Raw genomic sequence first — 18,610 nt, forward strand, 5'->3', positions numbered from 1 at the left:
AAACTTCAAGGAGATGAGCGCGATTAATCCATTAATTAGATACCATAGCGGGACAATTCTCAACCGCTTAAACCCTGTTGATGAGGCGTTTGGAACACCTATAATGATTTATGACCAAAACATGATGGACACGGATTTAGGTAAGTATCGCATTGAACAAACGGAACCGAAAACAATCACATTGAAAGAAGATCATAATGCCAAATGTATTACGGCAGGGCAAATCGTTTTTAATATGATTACGGGTGAAAGCGTTATTGTGAGCTCAAAGTATTCAGGGGCAATCTTACCGTATAACTATACACATATTGAAGTAGATAGAGAAAAAGTATATCCACGCTATCTCGTGTATTGGTTAAATCATTCACCGAAAGCCTTGAAACAAATCAAGCTTTATCAACAAGGTGGCAGTATGATTAAGAAAATGACGCATAAGCAGTTACAAGCGCTAGAAATCCCATTACCTAGCATGGAACAACAAAAGCAAATTGGTGATTTAGCACACAGCAGATTGAGATTAAAATATCTAAAAGCGAAAAGAGAACATCTTATGGATACGTATTTAACAGCGATTTTATTTAGGGAGGAACGTTAATATGTCAATTACGGAGAAGCAACGTCAACAGCAAGCAGAGTTACAGAAAAAATTATGGAGTATTGCAAACGATTTACGGGGGAATATGGATGCAAGCGAGTTTAGAAATTATATATTAGGTTTAATCTTTTATCGCTTTTTATCTGAAAAAACAGAAGTTCAAGTTGATATTTTATTTGAGGGAGAAAATACGACTTATGAACAAGCATGGCAAAATGAAGATTATAAAGAAGCGTTAGAAGCAGAATTATTGGAACGTATCGGTTATGTGATTGAACCACAAGACTTATTTAGCACTTTAATTAAAAAAATTGAGAATCAAACATTTGAAATAGAAGACTTACATAAAGCCATTAGTAAAATTGAAACTTCAACAAGAGGTCAAGAGAGCGAAGACGATTTCGATCATCTCTTTGATGATATGGACTTGAATGCCTCACGTTTAGGGAACACTAATGCTGAACGTACAAAATTAATTTCTAAAGTTATGATGAACTTATCTACTTTACCATTTGTGCATAGTGATATTGAGATTGATATGTTAGGGGACGCCTATGAATACTTGATTGGTCAATTTGCCGCAACAGCAGGTAAAAAGGCGGGAGAATTCTATACGCCGCAACAAGTATCTAAAATATTAGCGAAAATCGTCACTGCAAATAAACAAGACTTGAAAAATGTTTATGACCCCACTTGTGGTTCGGGCTCTTTATTATTGAGAGTGGGACGAGAAGCAAATGTAAGACATTATTATGGTCAAGAATACAACAGCACAACATTCAACCTCGCTCGAATGAACATGTTGCTACATGATGTGAACTATAGTCATTTCTCTATTGAAAATGGTGACACATTAGAACATCCTGCAGTATTGGAAGAAAAATTTGAAGCGGTTGTCGCTAATCCACCGTACAGCGCAAAATGGAGCGCAGACCCATCCTTTTTAGATGATGAGCGTTTTAGTAACTATGGTAAATTAGCACCAAAGTCAAAAGCGGACTTTGCCTTCATTCAGCATATGATTTATCACTTGGATGACAATGGTACAATGGCTGTTGTCTTGCCACACGGTGTGCTTTTCCGCGGCGCTGCAGAAGGTATAATTAGAAAGTATCTCATTGAAGAAAAAAACTATTTAGACGCAATCATTGGGTTACCAGCAAACCTCTTTTTCGGAACGAGTATCCCTACAGCGATATTAGTTTTTAAAAAATGTCGTGAAAAAGATGAAAATGTCTTATTTATTGATGCATCACAATCATTTGAAAAAGGAAAGAATCAAAACCACCTTTCAGATGAAGATGTGAATAAAATTGTCGAAACCTACTTAAAACGTGAAGACTTCGATAAATACAGCCATGTCGCTACTTTAGATGAAATTAAAGAGAATGACTATAACTTAAATATTCCAAGATATGTAGATACTTTTGAAGAGGAAGAACCTGTTGACTTAGAAGCGGTTCAGCAAGAAATCAAAGCAGTGGATGAAGAAATTGCATCTTTAGAGAAAGTGATTGCAGGTTACCTCAAAGAATTGGGAGTGGTGACGCATGACTAATGAGCCAAAAAATTTGCCTGAATTAAGGTTTCCTGAGTTTGAGAAAAGTTGGAGAATTATAACTTTAGGTGAAGCTACAACAAAGATAGGTAGTGGGAAAACTCCATTGGGTGGTAGTTCAGTGTATCTAAACAATGGAATCCCGTTTCTTAGAAGTCAAAACATACAGTATGGAATATTAGATTTAAGCGAATTGGTTTATATTGATGAAAATACAGATGAAAATATGAAAAGTAGCAGAACCTATTATGGAGATATTTTATTGAATATTACAGGTGCTTCTATTGGTAGAAGTGCTGTGAACACAATAAAAAAAGGTTATGCTAATTTAAATCAACATGTGTGCATAATAAGGTTAAAAGAACATTACAACTATCATTTTATAGGACAGTTTTTAATATCACCAAAGGGACAAAAAAAGATATTTATGGCGCAAAGTGGTGGTAGCAGAGAAGGACTGAATTTTAATGAAATCAGTAAAATAAAGTTTAGTTTACCAGATGAGTTAGAAGAACAACAAAAAACAGGTGATTTCTTCAGTAAACTCGACCGTCAAATCGAATTAGAAGAACAAAAATTAGCATTGTTGGAAGAACAGAAAAAGGGCTATATGCAAAAGATTTTCTCCCAAGAACTCCGATTTAAAGATGAAAATGAAGGTGACTATCCTGAATGGAAGATAAAAAAAATAGAAGATATAGCTTCTGTTACAAAAGGATTTACTCCGAGTACTAAAAATAATGATTATTGGCATGATGAAAATAGAAATTGGCTTTCTATAGCCGGTATGGATGAAAAGTATTTGTATCATGGTAATAAAGGTATTACAGATTTAGCTTCTCAAAAACATGATAAAGTCGATAAAAACACGTTAATTATGAGCTTTAAATTAACATTAGGAAAATTAGGAATAGTAAAAGAACCTATGTATACAAACGAAGCTATATGCCATTTTAATTGGAAAAGTAAAAATGTTAATACAGAGTATGTATATTATTATTTAAGTTATATAAATATTAGTAGCTTTGGTTCTCAGGCTGTAAAAGGAATCACATTAAACAATGATTCTATAAATAGTATCGTAATTAAGTTACCTTCACTATCAGAACAGTATAAAATTAGCGATCTATTAAAAAAATATGATGAATTTATTGAAAAACAGTTAGCTAAAATTGAACTATTGAAAGAGAGAAAAAAAGGATTTTTACAGAAGATGTTTGTGTAATTCTGATAACATTTTCAAACCGCTATTGACAATAAGTCCGGTTATGTTAATTTGTTTTAATTAAACCGAGAACGAACAGCAGCTTAAAGTAGGATTTAATGTAAAAATTTTATTTTGTAAATCACAAATATAACCAATAAAAAGGGTGCCATTGATGACAGACACCCTTTTTATAAAGTTCGACTGTATAAATGGACTTTATTACAACAATGGGGACGGAAGTCATTGGATTCTGTCAGTTAGAAGTGAAGTAACGCTAATTTCTGATTTTGTTAATGATGAATAATAGGCGATAGTTTAAAAAGGATAGAAGTAAATCGTTATACGGTCATGTTTTTGTTTTGCCAGATGTTTGGATAGATAGCATTATATGAGTTGACAATTATATTTATAGCTTGAATCGTGATGTAGCAAGGTCCATTAACTCATTTTTTATTATAAAAGGGTTGACGGGTTTCTAGAAATCAACTATCTTATATTATAAGATAGTTGGAATAGGTGATGGACATGTCAGTATCGAATCAAATGATGAAGGGGCTTTTAGATGGCGCGATACTCGGTTTAATTGCGCAAGGTGAAACTTATGGTTATGAGATTTTAGAAAAGTTGAAGGCAAACCAGTTTCCTGAAATTAGTGATGGCAGTATATACCCAGTCTTATTACGACTTAGCAAAAAGGGATATGTCCATACGACGACACGAAAATCAGATAATGGTGGACCGAAACGGAAGTATTATACGATATCGGAAAGTGGAGAAAAAGAGCTTGAACAATTCAAAGCAAAGTGGCGTGATTTGAATACAGGTATGAATCATCTTTTTGGAAGGGTGTAAGAAATGTTGAGCAAACAGTCAGAAGATTTTTTAGTTAAACTAAGAGTTGAGCTTTTGTTTAGAGGTAAAAAGGAAGAAGATATTGAAGAAATTGAAGCAGAATTAAGAGATCATTTAGAGACTGCTGAACAACAAGGTGAAAACGTCCATGCAATTATTGATACGCCGATTAAAGCCTATGCTGACCAGTTTTCAAAGCATTTGCCTTTTATCAATCTTTTGACTAAATATATTACCTTTTATGTCTTATTTCTATTCGCACTGTTTACAGTACCCGATTTATTTGCACAGTCTTATACTTTAACAGCAAGTACCATTTTAAATGCGATTTTTACTCTTTTAATCACTGTCATACTTGGTCTATATATGATACGGAAGTTGATATTGACATTTGGTGACAGTAAAAAAACATACATTTTTGGAGCGATGGGAGGCATTCTGCTATTTGGTTTAATCGTATTGAGCACATTTTTAGCACATCATTTTCCATTGTATAAGATTGTTACTTTGAATCAACAGGAAAGTAATATTGTAGGTATTGTCTTGCTCATGCTGGTTACGATGATTTGTTATATATTAAAACAAAAAATCTATGCACTCATTTTATTTTTAGTTTGTCTACCTAATATGATTGCTCTAGTCATGACACAAAATGGATCACGAACGTATTATCTCATTATTTCGTTATCTTTAATTATTGTCTTCAATATTGCTTTTATCGTCTATACCTTTTATCAATTTCGTAAAGATTCAAAGAGTAAAAATTAAATATTGTTAGATTGTAGAACTCAAAAAACCGCTCGTGTGATGTGCACTTATCACAATTGAGCGGTTTTAATTTTAATCTAATTGATAGCGATAGACAAAAAGTTGTCGTACGAGATCGATGGTCATCATCCAAACGATATGACCGAATAATTCAGAAAGATGCTCTTGGAAGGGTTGATCCCAAGGCGCAGGAACGGTATGCATAATCGGCATAATGATCAAGTGGAATAACCCCCAAATCACAATACCAAAGACAGCCCCTTGTCCCATTGCCATATACGCGTACCTTTTAACTAACAAACAATAAATAATGGCAATGACAATGGAGAAACTAAAGTGAACGATAAAGCTCACCCAAGGTAATGACATGCCGGAGAATGTATATGTTTGATGTGTGAAATCGTGACTGAATCCTAATTGTTGTAAGAGTTGTTGAGGGGGATTCGTCGCATTTCTTTCAGGTGTTCGTGGTGGAAACATGACTTCCCAACCTAATTTTACAATACCGGAAAGCAGCCCGCCGATAATGCCAGTATAAAATAACAGACCGATTTGTCTTTGAGTCAACTTAAGGACCTCCTGTTTATTTATCTATAATTAGTATATTACTATGTGAAAATGTTCTCAATTCATTTTGAATAAAAATATTTGTCTATTTAATAACAGAAACAGGTATATTGTGGGACGGTTTATACAATAGGCGGATTCATTTTACATTTACTCGTAAAATACTTCCTAAGTCTCATGATAGCTTCTACTTAAACCTATATTATGAGACAGGACATTTGATAAAGGAGCATTTTATGGAACCTACAAAAAAGAGAATTGAAGTTTTAGATTATTTAAGAGGATTTGCGTTACTTGGTATTATTTTTGCGAACATTATTTCGATTATACATGTGACTGAACATACAGGGAATGTCGACATTGTATATATGAAATATTTAAATATTTTGGTTGAAGCGAAATTCTTTTCAATCTTTTCATTATTATTTGGTATCGGCTTCTACATCTTTTTTCACAATGCGAAACAAAAAGACGTTAATCCGTACTTTCTTTACTTAAGAAGAATCCTAATCCTATTACTATTGGGTTTGATACATCAAATATTCCAACCCGGAGAAGCATTGTTTTTCTACGCGATTGTTGGTTTACCCCTTTTACTTTTTACATTTGTAGATAAGCGTATCAATCTCGTCCTTGGATTGATTTTATTGGCGTTAGGCGTTCTCAGCGGTAACAAAATCACTTTTATACCGGGACTATTTATACTGGGCTATACGATTGGGCAATATGACCTTCATAAGACGATCTACCATCATGCGAGGGCACTGCGTATTTCATTATTGTTATCTACAATAGGTTTTATTATTTCTATGGTTGTTTTACATCTTTATTATGTCGCGCCATCATATGATTTGGTGGAATCGACATTATCAAATGAGACCTATGTTAAGATGTATGAGACATTTTCGAATCTCATTGTTTACACGGCGCCTTTTATTTCTCTATTCTATGTATTATTGTTTGTCTACTTATTAAAATTTGATGGTGTGAAAAAATTATTACGCCCACTCAAATACTACGGTCAAATGGCTTTAACGAATTATTTATTGAATACATTTTTAATTATTATTGTCGGCAAATTTGTTACATTAACCTTTGCACAAACAGGGTTAGTCTGTGTCGCGATTTTAGCTGTACAAATGGTCTTTTCAATGATTTGGCTACGCGTATTTAGATACGGACCGATTGAATATATTTGGAGAATGGGGACTTATTTACAAGTCTTTAAAATCAAAAGAAGTTAATATCGATGTATTTGAACGTGAGTATTAAAAAACGGGTACAGAAATCGTTGTGATTTTTGGTACGATACACAATTGAGTCTGGAATATAACTCTCAAAATAAATGCGCTAAGATGATGTTTAATTGAAAATCATCTTAGCGCTTCTTTTTTATGATAGAACTTCGGAGGGTATGACTTCTTTTCCGAGAGGACAGCCGACAGCCTGTAATCTTTGGTGAGTCTGATTTTTTTATGCTCTACGTGGACTTATCAATACTTTAAGAGGAACGGTTCAAAATCGAAATAGTTACACTTATTATCAAAACAAGAAGCAACTTGTTTATAATCGTTTCAAAACCTCAAACCGCGCCTTACTTTTTCCGTTTTTTTGTACTACGAGCTGAAACAATTGCGACTCCTAAAAATCCAATGAATCCATTAAATAAAGCCGGTAAGAAGGTCATATGTCCTATAAAAAGACCGATTAAAAAAATTAATATCCCAGTTATTAAAGAAATTATCCATTGTTCTAATTTCATAAATTTAAAAACTCCTATCTACTCAAAAGAGGTTAGTAAACAGCATTGTCTGATTCCACTTGCTGTATTGACGTTAAGCCTCTATATTAACAATCCCAAAACTTGTGGAACGGTCAGTTTAATAGCACACGCTATACCGACATTCGTCTACAAGTTTAGTAAAGGTTCTTCTCAATATCAATAAATTTTATCATAATAATTATTGCTTTACAGGTCTATTTTTCGTCGTAATAAACGAGTTAAGTCCATTAGGCACACTTACATATCAAAAAATAAACTGTGCAGTCGCGCTTTTAAACACGACTACACAGTTTTTTAATCCCGTTTATTTATTTTCTAGGTTGTCTCTCTCTTGATGTGTAATATTGGAAAATATTGAAACTTAGTTTGATTTTCTGCTACGGCCTAATAATAATGAACCGAATGCTAAGCTTAATCCACCTGCAAGTGTTGTACCGAATAATGCAGCATCGCTTTCGCTACCTGTTTCAGGTAAAGCTTTCATTTCATTGTTTGCTTTCGCATCTTTGTTTTCGTTCATCATTGCTGGTTTGTTGATCACAAGTTCTTGACCAGGCATGATGACATTTTTGTCTGCTAAGTGATTATCTTTAGCAATTTGGTCAGCAGTTGTGTTGTTTGCTTTAGCGATTTCGTTTAAAGTTTCACCAGGTTTAACAACGTGAGTTGAAGCTTTTGGCATTGCTTTGTTACCAGAATTGTTCATACCGTTGTTACCAGATTGTTCTTTAGCTGCGCCCATGTCTTTGTTGTCTTTTTTACCAGCTTGGTCAGCTTTATGATCTTGATCGGCTTTACCGCCTTTATCTTCAGCTTTGTTGCCTTGGTCACCTTTGTTGTCTTGATCGCCTTTGTTGTCGTTTTGTCCAGCTTGGTTATCATTGTTGTTATCAGATGGGTGTGTTGTACCATCGTCTTTTTTAGGTGCTTGGCTATCGTTTAATTTTTGAGCTTCAGCAAGAACGTCTTTGCTTGCGCTAGGATCGTCTTTAAGGCTTTGAATGAAACCATTGCGTTGATCCTCGTTTAAATTAGGCAAATTCAATACTTCAGCGAAAGCATTTTGTTGAGCCTCAGCAGTGTTTGTAGCATTCGCATTGTTGTTTTCTTCTGCAAATGTAGGAGAGCTTACTAATAAAGAACTCGCGATTAAGCAAGATCCGACACCGATAGAATGAAGAAATACGTTCAAATTTTTCCTATTCGTTCATGTTATGTAAAAATTTTTGTGAATAAAATGAATGCTTATTGCATAAATTTTGAATTAAAAAAAGTACAAAAAAAGAGCGCCATTTAGACTTTTGTATATGTCTATGCGGTGCTTTAATTCTTTGTCAAGAGATTTAGAAGCAGGTTGTAAATGGCTGATTTTATTATGTAAATGATAGAGTATACTGCATTTATACGTTTTTATTCAAATTAGACTTCCTTCAGTGATATCACAATATGCTTTTTTGAAAAATAGTGATATATTTCCTCTTTCTATAAAAAATATGTACCTTTTCTAAAAATTTATGCTCCCTTTTTTTAAACATTTCTTCCATAATCTCTTTTTTATACGTGAATTTAACAAAGTGAATGATGTCAAAAAGGTTGTGACAAACTCACTATTTCTTTATATTGAGCCCCTATTATAAAAGCCCTTACAATTTATATAAATTGAATTAAAGAAGGGGTGTATTTATGTCAAAAACTGAAGAAAAGAAAGGAATAGGACGCAAAGTACAAGCTTTCGGTTCATTCCTCAGTAGTATGATCATGCCAAACATTGGTGCTTTTATTGCCTGGGGATTTATCGCTGCCATTTTCATCGATAATGGTTGGATCCCTAATAAAGATTTAGCACAGCTCGCTGTTCCTATGATTAAATATCTCATTCCATTATTAATTGCATTTAGTGGAGGTCGTTTGATTCATGGGATACGTGGAGGAATTATAGCAGCGACTTCTACTATGGGGGTGATTGTTGCATTGCCTCAAACGCCAATGCTGTTAGGTGCCATGATTATGGGACCGTTAGTCGGTTGGCTCATGAAAAAGGTAGATGAATGGATCCAACCACGTACGCCTCAAGGTTTTGAAATGTTATTCAATAATTTTTCTGCTGGTATTTTGGGCTTTATTATGACGATTTTAGGTTTTGAAATATTAGCACCAGTCATGAAGTTTGTGATGCACATTTTATCCGTTGCTGTTGAAGGATTAGTGCATGCGCACTTACTTCCAATTGTGAGCATTATTGTAGAGCCTGCGAAAATTGTGTTTTTAAATAATGCCATTAACCACGGTGTTTTCACACCGTTAGGCGCTGATCAAGCATCGTCGTTAGGACAGTCCGTTTTATATACGATTGAGTCTAATCCAGGGCCTGGTTTAGGTGTGCTCGTGGCATATATGATTTTTGGAAAAGGCACAGCGAAAGCAACGTCTTATGGTGCAGGGATCATTCACTTTTTAGGAGGGATTCATGAGATTTACTTCCCTTACGTTTTAATGAGACCGATGTTGTTTTTATCCGTTATTTTGGGCGGAGTAACGGGTGTGGCAACTTATCAAGCAACAGGCTTTGGATTTAAAAGTCCAGCTTCTCCAGGGTCATTTATCGTCTATTGTATCAACGCACCAAGAGGCGAGTTTTTACACATGTTACTCGGTGTATTGCTAGCTGCGGCCGTTTCATTTATTGTATCTGCATTCATTTTAAAATTTACGAAAGATACGCAACAAGATATTGAAGAAGCTACAGCACAAATGGAAGCGACGAAAGGTAAAAAATCACAAGTTGCTTCGAAATTGACTGACTCTGAAAGTAAAACAACTGTAGAAGCTAACAAAAAGGTGGATGAAGTCAAAGCTGAAGAAGACTTGCTTCATCAATACAATACAGAACAAGTTTCCGCTCATGACTATCGTGATATCCATCATATTATTTTTGCTTGTGATGCTGGAATGGGATCAAGCGCAATGGGCGCAAGCATGTTACGAAATAAGTTCAAAAAAGCGGGGCTTACAGATATTCAGGTCACAAATACCGCTATTAACCAATTGCCAAAAGATGCCCAACTAATCATTACTCAGAAAACATTGACCGATAGAGCAATTAAGCAAGTACCGACAGCCATTCATATTTCAGTGGATAACTTTTTGAATTCACCAAGATATGAGGAGTTACTGACTAATTTGAAGAAAGATGAATAACGACCAAGAGGGGGATCATGACAATGTTTTTGAGCTCTCGAGAGAAACGTATCATTGAAATTCTAATTAAATATCGTAAAACTTACATTCGAATTTATGATATCGCGCAGCAACTCGGAGTATCCTCTCGTACGATTCATAGAGAATTAAAACACGTTGAATCTTATTTAGAAACATTTGCCGTTGTATTAGAACGTGTGTCTAAACAAGGAATTCGTATTATGGGCCATGAATATGACATGAAACGTCTTTTTAAAGATGTGTCTGAGAATACAGCGATGGATTTATCTCTGGAAGAGCAAAAAGTGATTATTTTATATGCACTTATTCAGACGAAAGCACCGATTAAACAATTCAGTTTAGCAGAAGAAATTGGTGTATCGATTCAAACGTTATCTAAGCTATTGGATGAATTATCACAGGATATCCATTTATATCAATTATCGATATCACGAAAACGTGGTGAAGGTATCCAATTACTGGGTCCAGAGTCAAAGAAACGTGAATTTTTAAGTCAGTTAATGGTCAACAAACTGAATAGTACGAGTGTTTATTCTGTTATTGAAAATCATTTTGTATATCAATCATTGCATCAATCACAACAATCGTTAGTTAATTTGGAACAGATTTTTCAAGTAGAGCGAATTCTTATGGATGATTTGGGTCGGCTTCCGTATTCGTTGACTGAGTCCAGTTACTTGTCATTAACCATCCACATCGTTTTAGGGATTCATCGTATGAAAAATGATGAGTATGTCGCGATCAATGATGATATTTATGACAGCGTGAAGGAGACTTTAGAACAAGAAATTGCCCGGGACATAGCAAATCGATTAGAGGAGATTTATGATGTGAAATTTAATGAAGCAGAAATTACCTTTATTACGATTCATCTGCGAGGGGCTAAAAGGAAAGATTTTAGAGCTGACAAGGCAGAACAGAGTGATTTAAAAACCATCATCCAATTTGTAGAGGCTGTTGAACAAATCTCTGGGCAGCATTTTGAAGATAGAGCGAATTTGATTGAAGGTCTCAAACTGCATATTCATCCGGCGATTAATCGATTAAGTTCCAACATTGAGACATACAATCCGCTCACCCAAATGATCCAATACAAGTATCCATTATTATTTAAACAAATTAAGCAGGCGCTAACAATTGTGTGGCCCGAACTGGCATTTCCGGATAGCGAAATTGCATTTATTGTTTTGCACTTTGGCGGCTCCATTAAGAGACACAAAAAAGCACCTTTAAATCTATTGGTGGTGTGTAGCAGTGGTGTAGGGACAAGTCGATTACTAGCAGCACGTCTTAAAAATACATTCAGAGATATTGATCGTATCACCCAAGCGTCGGTAAGTGATTTGAATCATCTCAATTTAGAAAGTTTTGCCGGCATTATTTCAACAGTCAACTTGGATATCAAACAACCTTTTATTACTGTGAATCCATTATTGCCTGAATCTGATATCACGTATGTTTCACACTTTCTAAAGTTAAATGAAACGCATCATTCGAATCATGAGACGCATACAAAAATATTGATGAAAGATAACGAAAATTTAATCAATACGATGCGTGATGCCGTGCATTTGATTGATTCGATGAAAATAGAGCATCGACAAGTCGATCACTGGTCGATGTACATTGCCAACCATTTATTGAATGAACAAGCAATTCAAGATGTGAATCAATTTAGCCAATACTTACAAGAAAAATTAGATAATCATCCGGGATGGCTATTAGCCCCTTATCCTGTCGCAATTCCACATTTGAGGGATTCTATCATCTTGAAACCGGTCATTTTAGTCACCCTTTTAGATACACCGATTAAGATGTCAAACACGCAAGCGGATGATTTCAAAGTGAAGTATATAATCAGCATGTTCATACCGGACAACGAGGAGATGGCGCAGTTAGTTAGTCAATTCATTGAAGAGGTGGGTGAACATCTCGAGGATATTGAAACGTTTATGAAAGAACCAGAAAAATTAAGGACAATTTTAAAATCTAAAATTTCAGAAAAGATAAAAAATAATTTTATGTAGGAGTGTTCGTAAAATGAGTGAATTATTTAGTAATGAGAATATTTTTATTAATGTCGCGGTATCGAGTCAGTCTGAAGCGATTGAATTAGCGGGACAAGCGCTAGTGGACAATGGATTAGTGACGCAAGATTATATTCAATCAATGAAAGAACGCGAAAAAGTAGTGTCTACATTTATGGGAAATGCTTTAGCCATTCCACATGGCACAGATGAAGCAAAAGAAAGTGTCTTACATTCAGGCTTATCTTTACTTCAAATCCCAGACGGTGTCGATTGGGATGACGAGGAAGTTAAAGTCGTCGTTGGGATTGCAGGTAAAGATGGTGAACATTTAGATTTATTATCTAAAATTGCGATTACATTTAGTGAAGAAGCCAATGTCGAACGTATTGTGAATGCCAAATCAGCTAATGAAATTAAAGCGGTTTTTGAGGAGGCAGATGTATAATGAGAGCGGTACATTTTGGCGCAGGAAATATCGGACGTGGTTTTATTGGTAAAATTCTTGCAGATAACGATGTGAAAGTCACGTTTGCAGATGTCAATACAGAAATTATCGACGCTTTAGAGAAAGAACAACAATATCATGTCACCATTGCCGATGAAAATAAAACGACGGAAAAGGTACAAAATATAGATGCGGTCAATTCTTCAGAGCCATCTGAAAAATTGAAGAAAGCGTTGTTAGAAGCGGATATCATTACTACAGCAGTAGGGGTTAATATTTTGCCTATAATCGCAAAAACAATCGCGCCGTACTTAAAAGAGAAGACGAATCATGTTAACATTGTTGCGTGTGAAAATGCGATTATGGCAACGGATATACTTAAGAAAGCGATTTTAGCGCATACAGGTCCTTTAGGTGAGTATATTCATTTTGCTAATTCAGCAGTCGATCGAATTGTCCCTTTACAAAAAAATGAAAATATTTTAGACGTTATGGTAGAACCTTTCTATGAATGGGTGATTGAAAATCAAGCATGGTATGGTGAAAAGTTAAATCATATCAATTATGTAGATGATTTATCCCCATTTATTGAAAGAAAGCTAATGACTGTGAATACCGGTCACGCTTATATTGCTTATGCAGGACAACATGCGCATTTTTCTACTATTTTAGATGCCATCAATGATCCGTCGATTGAAGCTGAACTTAGAACGGTATTATCTGAAACAAGTTTATATATGACTGAAAAGTTCTCACTTAAAGCTTCCGAACAACAAAATTACGTTGAGAAGATTATTCGTCGCTTTAAAAATGCATATCTTTCTGATGAAGTCACACGCGTGGGTCGCGGTACAATCCGTAAAATTGGACCTGAGGACCGAATTATAAAGCCTTTAATCTATTTGCACGACAACCAATTAGAATATAAAGGGCTTGTCCGTGCTGCAGCATTGTTATTGGCTTATGAAGATGATAACGATAAAGAAACATTACAAAAAAACCAATATATCAAAGACTATGGACCGGAGGCATTTTTAAAAGAATATGCACAAGTGAATGAAGCTATTGCGAAAGAAATTGCGCAACAATACAGAGATTTAGTTGTGGATTAGATTGTTTTAAGTTAAGCAGTCCAATTAACGATAAAGGCCTAGACAGATGCAATCCCATTTTGGAAGATTGTACAAGTCTAGGCCTTTTTGCAATAAACAAACCCCTATGAAGCCGGTTGCGTGGGCAATTGTAATTTACACATACTGCTTCAAGAGGCAGTTTATCTCAGTCGCACATCGTTAATATATTCAGTTATTTGGTATGTCTTTCGTCAAACTATTCAAGTATGGCTTTACTGATCATCCAATTCTTCTGATCTTTTAAAAGGAGGTTTTGTGCTTTCAGTTCGTTTACAATGTGTCCTGTTGTTTCTCGGGAAACACTAGCTAAATCGCTCACCATTTGGATCGTTAAAAACTGCTTAATTTCATAAAACTCTTCATGGTCCTCGCCAATCGTATGGCATAAATAAATGAGTACTTTCTCCACACGTGCTTTGGCGCTTTTAGCACTGAGTGCCATGTTATATTCTGTTAATTGTTTTTCATTTTCGCAAAGGTATTTATACATTTGAATAAACACTTTATCGTGATTTCGACATATATATTCAATCAGTTCAATCGGTACGGCCATGACAATACTATCGGTGAGTGCCGTACACATTTCATTTGTGGTTTTATCTTGAAAGAGGTTGTGAAGCGGGTATAAATGTTCACCTTTATTTAACACACGATAGACATCCCCATTCACACTATAATGTTCTCTTAATATATAACCATCGATTAAATAATAGATATGTGTCAGTTCATCAGAAGAATAGTAAATCACTTGGCCTTTATTGTATTGTCTGACGATAAATTCATTCTTATACGGCTGTAATGCAACCGTGGGTATATTGATAAAGGCAGCAAACTGCTCGAGATAGGTATTCACATTGTTTTTGATGAGTGAGTTATCAATTGTTGAGTGATCATACGGGTTTTGCCCCATAAATTCACCCCCTCATAGCTACTTATAAATTTGTGTGCCGACTTCTCCTTTAAAGGCTTCATAGGCTTTATCTAAGTTCGTGATGACCGCACGACGCCCTTCTCCGTTTTCAACAAAATCTATAGCCGCCTCAATTTTAGGCAACATAGAGCCTTCTGCAAATTTACCTTCTTGTGCATAGCGTTTCAGACTTTCGACATCGATGTCAGTAAGTTTTTCTTGGTTAGGTTCATTGAAGTTAATATAAACATTTTCAACGTTTGTTAAAATCATAAGGGTATTGGCATCGATGAGTTGTGCTAAACGTTCGCTTGCAAAATCTTTATCAATAACAGCTTCCACACCTTCATAAGTGTCGCCTCTTTTAACAACAGGAACACCGCCACCACCACAAGCGACAATAATGTTATTATTTTCAACTAAAGTACTAATTAATTCATGCTCTAAAATGGATACAGGTAGGGGAGACGGAACAACTTTACGGTATCCTCTACCGGCGTCTTCTTTATAAACGGAATCAGGGTATTGTGCTTTTTGTTGTTCGGCCTGTGCTTGTGTATAAAATGGGCCAATCGGTTTTGTCGGGTTTGACATTCTTGGATCATTTTCGTCAATTTCTACACGTGTTATCACTGTACCCGCTTTCCGATCACTGTTAACCTCTGCTAAAACACGGTTGACTTCCGTTTCAATCCAAAAGCCAATCATTCCTTGTGTCATCGCACCACAGGCATCTAGTGGCATCGCAGGTGTTTGTGGACTATCAGCAGTCGCTTGTTGAATTAAAAGACTGCCTATTTGAGGCCCATTACCATGCGAAATAACTATGTCATAATCTGTGTTAAATAAAGGTTTTAGTCTTTGCATTGTTGTACGTATCGCTTGTTTTTGTGTTTCTGCAGATCCATCTGTTGTTTGGATGGCATTTCCGCCTAGAGCAATTACAATTTTTTTATGCATATCATTTCACTCCTCATTAAAATACATCGACGGCACCGCTTAATAATCTCAAGATGCCGATAATGGCTAAAATAATAATAATGACAAAGAATAAATAATCGACTCGTTTTAATGGCTTTTGATTATTTCTTTGTACAATCATGTAAACAATGAGCCCTGGAATATAAAGCAGCATCGTTAATAAGAAGTAATCCAATCCCGCTGCGTATACGAGCCAGATTGTGTAAACAGAAGCGATGATACCAATCATCCATTGCTTTGTTGTTGCACGATGTTTCGTTTGAATTGTATATTTCACTTGGTAAAAAGCACTCAACATGTAAGGAATGAGAATGGCACTTGATGCAAGTGAAAAGGCAAATTGATAAGCGCTTTGTGTGAAAAGCATACTGATTAAAAAGATTTGAACTAATATATTAGTAACGAGTAATGAATGGACAGGTGCTTTATTTTCATTTTCTTTGGCAAACCATTTAGGGAATAGGCCATCTTTTGCGACGATAAAAGGTAATTCACCAGCTAAAAGTGTCCAACCTAACCACGCGCCTAATACTGAAATAATGAGACCAATATTAACGAGCACAGATCCCCAATGACCGACAATGTGTTCTAACACTGCTGCCATAGAAGGGTTAGAGAGTTCTGAAATATGATTTTGTTGAATGACGCCTTGTGCTAACACGGTCATTAAGAAATAGATGACCAATACAGAAACTAAACCAATGACGGTTGCGGAACCGACATCTTTTTTATTTTTAGCGCGTCCAGAAAAGACGACAGCGCCTTCAATACCAGTAAAGACCCACACAGTGACGAGCATTGTACTTTTAACTTGAGAAAGCGTGTCCCCCCAACTGAACATATGTGATGGGCCACTTGTCATGCCAAACATACCCGCTTTAAAAGTCTCAAAATTAAAAGCGACAATCATACACACGAGTACAAGTAAAATCGGAATCAATTTCGCGATTGTCACAATGCTATTAATCAATGCGGCTGTTTCGACACCTTTTAAAATAAGATAATGCACGCCCCACAATAAGATTGAGGCAATAATAATAGAAGGTAGGGTATTGCCTCCTTTGAACATTGGGAAAAAGTTACCTACTGCTGACATGAGCAACGTCGCATAAGCCACATTGCCTAAAAAGGCAGCAAACCAATAGCCCCAAGCACTTGAAAAGCCAATAAAGTCACCAAATCCTGCTTGGGCATAACTGTAAATCCCACCATCTAAATCTTGGCGTTCATTGGTTAAGTTCTGAAAGACAAAGGCAAGCGAAATCATGCCGACTGCGGTAATCAACCATCCAATAATGATAGCTAATCCGCCAGCTTCTTTACCCATATCTGAAATGATGTTAAATGCACCGCCGCCAATCATCGAGCCAATGACTAAACCAATTAAGGCGGTTTTATTTAATTTGTTTTCATCTGTTCCACCCATATGTCATGTCTCCTTTAGATAGATTAAAAAGTCCAGCATAAAACTTATTTTAAAATATTTTAATAGTATTTTATTGTGATAAGAATCACTGGACTTTTGTATCATATCATATCTATTGAATTAACCTAATGTAGCGGCCATTACAGCTTTAATTGTATGCATGCGGTTTTCAGCTTGATCAAAGATTTTCGCGTGTTTACTTCTAAAGATTTCGTCTGTCACTTCCATTTCAGATAAGCCATATTCATCTTTAATTTTTTGACTATATTCAGTATTTGTATCGTGGAAAGCAGGTAAGCAGTGTAAGAAAATCGTGCTGTCTTTACCTGTTTTATCAAATAATGCTTTGTTCACTTGATAGTCTTTTAATAATTTAATACGAGATTCAAATTCACTTTCTTCACCCATTGAAACCCATACGTCTGTATAAATGACATCCGCACCTTTAACACCTTCATCAATATTGTTAGTAATTTTAATTGAACCGCCGTCATGTTTAGCACGACGTTCAGCGATATCAATGTAGTCTTGCGCAGGGAATAAAGATTTCGGTGTACAAATCGTCACGTCGACACCTAACATAGGTCCAGCCACTAACAGTGAATTTGCGACATTGTTACGGCCATCGCCGACGTATGTGAGTTTAATACCATCTAAATGACCAAAGTTTTCTTTGATTGTCATATAATCCGCTAACATTTGCGTTGGGTGCCAAGCGTCAGTGAGTCCGTTCCACACAGGGACACCAGAATGTTGTGCTAATGCTTCTACAGTATCTTGTGAAAAACCACGGAACTCAATACCGTCGAACATGCGACCTAATACTTTTGCTGTATCTTCTACAGATTCTTTTTTGCCTAATTGGATGTCGTTTTTACCTAAAAATTCAGGATGTGCACCTAAATCGATAGAAGCCACTGTAAAAGCAGCGCGTGTTCGTGTCGATGTTTTTTCGAATAATAAAGCAATGTTTTTACCTTCTAAATAGCGGTGTGGGATGCCTTGTTGTTTATAAGATTTTAAAGTTATCGCAAAATCAATTAAGTCTGAAAATTCTTTTTTAGTAAAATCATCTTCTTTTAATAAATGTCTACCTTTTAAATTTAATGGTTTTTGAATGTCTGTCATTTTAAAAA

The 18,610-nt window shown here is 35.6% G+C and carries 17 protein-coding genes; 10 read left to right on the forward strand and 7 right to left on the reverse strand.

Translation table 11 applies throughout. The annotated features are described in order from the left end of the window. The first annotated feature begins 13 nt into the window (after window positions 1–13). The 5 genes from GZH82_RS00715 to GZH82_RS00735 all read left to right on the forward strand — a co-directional run bounded on the left by GZH82_RS00715 (window position 14) and on the right by GZH82_RS00735 (window position 4,980). Window positions 14–595 (forward strand): restriction endonuclease subunit S, encoded by a 582-nt coding sequence (locus GZH82_RS00715; RefSeq protein ID WP_162680868.1) that lies wholly within the window; start codon window positions 14–16, stop codon window positions 593–595. A gap of 1 nt (window position 596) precedes the next feature. Next, entirely contained in the window at window positions 597–2,153 is a 1,557-nt protein-coding gene (locus GZH82_RS00720; RefSeq protein WP_162680869.1) for a type I restriction-modification system subunit M, read from the forward strand. Next, window positions 2,146–3,378, forward strand: a complete 1,233-nt coding sequence (locus GZH82_RS00725; protein WP_162680870.1) for a restriction endonuclease subunit S — start codon at window positions 2,146–2,148, stop codon at window positions 3,376–3,378. Before GZH82_RS00720 ends, GZH82_RS00725 begins: the two co-directional genes overlap by 8 nt. Before the next feature lie 507 nt (window positions 3,379–3,885). After that, the gene (locus tag GZH82_RS00730; protein WP_050329702.1) at window positions 3,886–4,212 is read left to right on the forward strand and encodes a PadR family transcriptional regulator; all 327 of its coding nucleotides are present in this window, start codon (window positions 3,886–3,888) and stop codon (window positions 4,210–4,212) included. A gap of 3 nt (window positions 4,213–4,215) precedes the next feature. Continuing rightward, window positions 4,216–4,980, forward strand: coding sequence for a hypothetical protein (locus tag GZH82_RS00735; protein WP_162680871.1), 765 nt, complete (start codon window positions 4,216–4,218; stop codon window positions 4,978–4,980). Between the two features lie 72 nt (window positions 4,981–5,052). Here the strand turns inward: GZH82_RS00735 and GZH82_RS00740 are convergent, their stop codons facing one another. After that, on the reverse strand, window positions 5,053–5,547 hold the full coding sequence (locus tag GZH82_RS00740; protein WP_457853069.1) for a YagU family protein: 495 nt from the start codon (window positions 5,545–5,547) through the stop codon (window positions 5,053–5,055). A gap of 236 nt (window positions 5,548–5,783) precedes the next feature. On the opposite strand from GZH82_RS00740, the gene GZH82_RS00745 reads away from it, so the two are divergent. Further along, the gene (locus tag GZH82_RS00745; RefSeq protein ID WP_162680872.1) at window positions 5,784–6,791 is read left to right on the forward strand and encodes a DUF418 domain-containing protein; all 1,008 of its coding nucleotides are present in this window, start codon (window positions 5,784–5,786) and stop codon (window positions 6,789–6,791) included. 350 nt (window positions 6,792–7,141) lie between these two features. On the opposite strand, the gene GZH82_RS13810 is transcribed toward GZH82_RS00745, so the two are convergent. Beyond that, window positions 7,142–7,309 carry a hypothetical protein gene (locus GZH82_RS13810; RefSeq protein ID WP_182282097.1) on the reverse strand — a complete coding sequence of 56 codons (168 nt, stop codon included), beginning with the start codon at window positions 7,307–7,309 and terminating at the stop codon, window positions 7,142–7,144. Between the two features lie 382 nt (window positions 7,310–7,691). Next, a complete protein-coding gene (locus tag GZH82_RS00750) occupies window positions 7,692–8,522 on the reverse strand; it encodes a B domain-containing protein (protein WP_162680873.1) in 831 nt (276 codons plus the stop codon). 491 nt (window positions 8,523–9,013) lie between these two features. Between GZH82_RS00750 and GZH82_RS00755 the strand changes: the two genes are divergently transcribed. Genes GZH82_RS00755 through GZH82_RS00770 form a run of 4 tightly spaced genes read left to right on the forward strand, consistent with a single transcriptional unit; the run spans window position 9,014 to window position 14,136 of the window. Beyond that, window positions 9,014–10,528 carry a PTS mannitol transporter subunit IIBC gene (locus tag GZH82_RS00755; protein ID WP_162680874.1) on the forward strand — a complete coding sequence of 505 codons (1,515 nt, stop codon included), beginning with the start codon at window positions 9,014–9,016 and terminating at the stop codon, window positions 10,526–10,528. A 23-nt stretch (window positions 10,529–10,551) separates the two neighbouring features. Further along, entirely contained in the window at window positions 10,552–12,576 is a 2,025-nt protein-coding gene (locus GZH82_RS00760) for a BglG family transcription antiterminator (RefSeq protein WP_162682964.1), read from the forward strand. 13 nt (window positions 12,577–12,589) lie between these two features. After that, complete coding sequence (locus GZH82_RS00765; RefSeq protein WP_162680875.1) at window positions 12,590–13,024, forward strand: PTS mannitol transporter subunit IIA; 435 nt, start codon at window positions 12,590–12,592, stop codon at window positions 13,022–13,024. Continuing rightward, entirely contained in the window at window positions 13,024–14,136 is a 1,113-nt protein-coding gene (locus GZH82_RS00770) for a mannitol-1-phosphate 5-dehydrogenase (protein WP_162680876.1), read from the forward strand. The genes GZH82_RS00765 and GZH82_RS00770 overlap by 1 nt, the downstream gene beginning before the upstream one ends. A 217-nt stretch (window positions 14,137–14,353) precedes the next feature. Here GZH82_RS00770 and GZH82_RS00775 read toward each other — a convergent pair whose 3' ends face one another. The 4 genes from GZH82_RS00775 to argF all read right to left on the reverse strand — a co-directional run bounded on the left by GZH82_RS00775 (window position 14,354) and on the right by argF (window position 18,602). Next, window positions 14,354–15,067: a Crp/Fnr family transcriptional regulator gene (locus tag GZH82_RS00775; protein WP_162680877.1), complete on the reverse strand. Its 714-nt coding sequence runs from the start codon at window positions 15,065–15,067 to the stop codon at window positions 14,354–14,356. Between the two features lie 18 nt (window positions 15,068–15,085). Continuing rightward, on the reverse strand, window positions 15,086–16,027 hold the full coding sequence (arcC, locus tag GZH82_RS00780; protein ID WP_162680878.1) for a carbamate kinase: 942 nt from the start codon (window positions 16,025–16,027) through the stop codon (window positions 15,086–15,088). A 16-nt stretch (window positions 16,028–16,043) separates the two neighbouring features. Then, window positions 16,044–17,474 (reverse strand): arginine-ornithine antiporter, encoded by a 1,431-nt coding sequence (gene arcD, locus GZH82_RS00785; RefSeq protein ID WP_162680879.1) that lies wholly within the window; start codon window positions 17,472–17,474, stop codon window positions 16,044–16,046. 120 nt (window positions 17,475–17,594) lie between these two features. Further along, on the reverse strand, window positions 17,595–18,602 hold the full coding sequence (gene argF / locus GZH82_RS00790; protein WP_162680880.1) for an ornithine carbamoyltransferase: 1,008 nt from the start codon (window positions 18,600–18,602) through the stop codon (window positions 17,595–17,597). Between the last annotated feature and the right edge of the window lie 8 nt (window positions 18,603–18,610).

The organism is Staphylococcus sp. MI 10-1553 (assembly GCF_010365305.1).
Classification (GTDB): Bacteria; Bacillota; Bacilli; order Staphylococcales; family Staphylococcaceae; genus Staphylococcus.

Excerpts from the sequence above, each read along its gene's own strand:
- GZH82_RS00745 (WP_162680872.1), top strand. The coding sequence starts at position 5,784 with ATGGAACCTACAAAAAAGAGAATTGAAGTTTTAGATTATTTAAGAGGA.
- GZH82_RS00760 (WP_162682964.1), top strand. The coding sequence starts at position 10,552 with ATGTTTTTGAGCTCTCGAGAGAAACGTATCATTGAAATTCTAATTAAA.
- GZH82_RS13810 (WP_182282097.1), bottom strand. The coding sequence starts at position 7,309 with ATGAAATTAGAACAATGGATAATTTCTTTAATAACTGGGATATTAATT.
- arcD (WP_162680879.1), bottom strand. The coding sequence starts at position 17,474 with ATGGGTGGAACAGATGAAAACAAATTAAATAAAACCGCCTTAATTGGT.
- GZH82_RS00725 (WP_162680870.1), top strand. The coding sequence starts at position 2,146 with ATGACTAATGAGCCAAAAAATTTGCCTGAATTAAGGTTTCCTGAGTTT.
- GZH82_RS00775 (WP_162680877.1), bottom strand. The coding sequence starts at position 15,067 with ATGGGGCAAAACCCGTATGATCACTCAACAATTGATAACTCACTCATC.
- argF (WP_162680880.1), bottom strand. The coding sequence starts at position 18,602 with ATGACAGACATTCAAAAACCATTAAATTTAAAAGGTAGACATTTATTA.
- GZH82_RS00730 (WP_050329702.1), top strand. The coding sequence starts at position 3,886 with ATGTCAGTATCGAATCAAATGATGAAGGGGCTTTTAGATGGCGCGATA.
- GZH82_RS00770 (WP_162680876.1), top strand. The coding sequence starts at position 13,024 with ATGAGAGCGGTACATTTTGGCGCAGGAAATATCGGACGTGGTTTTATT.
- GZH82_RS00755 (WP_162680874.1), top strand. The coding sequence starts at position 9,014 with ATGTCAAAAACTGAAGAAAAGAAAGGAATAGGACGCAAAGTACAAGCT.
- GZH82_RS00765 (WP_162680875.1), top strand. The coding sequence starts at position 12,590 with ATGAGTGAATTATTTAGTAATGAGAATATTTTTATTAATGTCGCGGTA.
- GZH82_RS00720 (WP_162680869.1), top strand. The coding sequence starts at position 597 with ATGTCAATTACGGAGAAGCAACGTCAACAGCAAGCAGAGTTACAGAAA.
- GZH82_RS00735 (WP_162680871.1), top strand. The coding sequence starts at position 4,216 with ATGTTGAGCAAACAGTCAGAAGATTTTTTAGTTAAACTAAGAGTTGAG.
- GZH82_RS00715 (WP_162680868.1), top strand. The coding sequence starts at position 14 with ATGAGCGCGATTAATCCATTAATTAGATACCATAGCGGGACAATTCTC.
- arcC (WP_162680878.1), bottom strand. The coding sequence starts at position 16,027 with ATGCATAAAAAAATTGTAATTGCTCTAGGCGGAAATGCCATCCAAACA.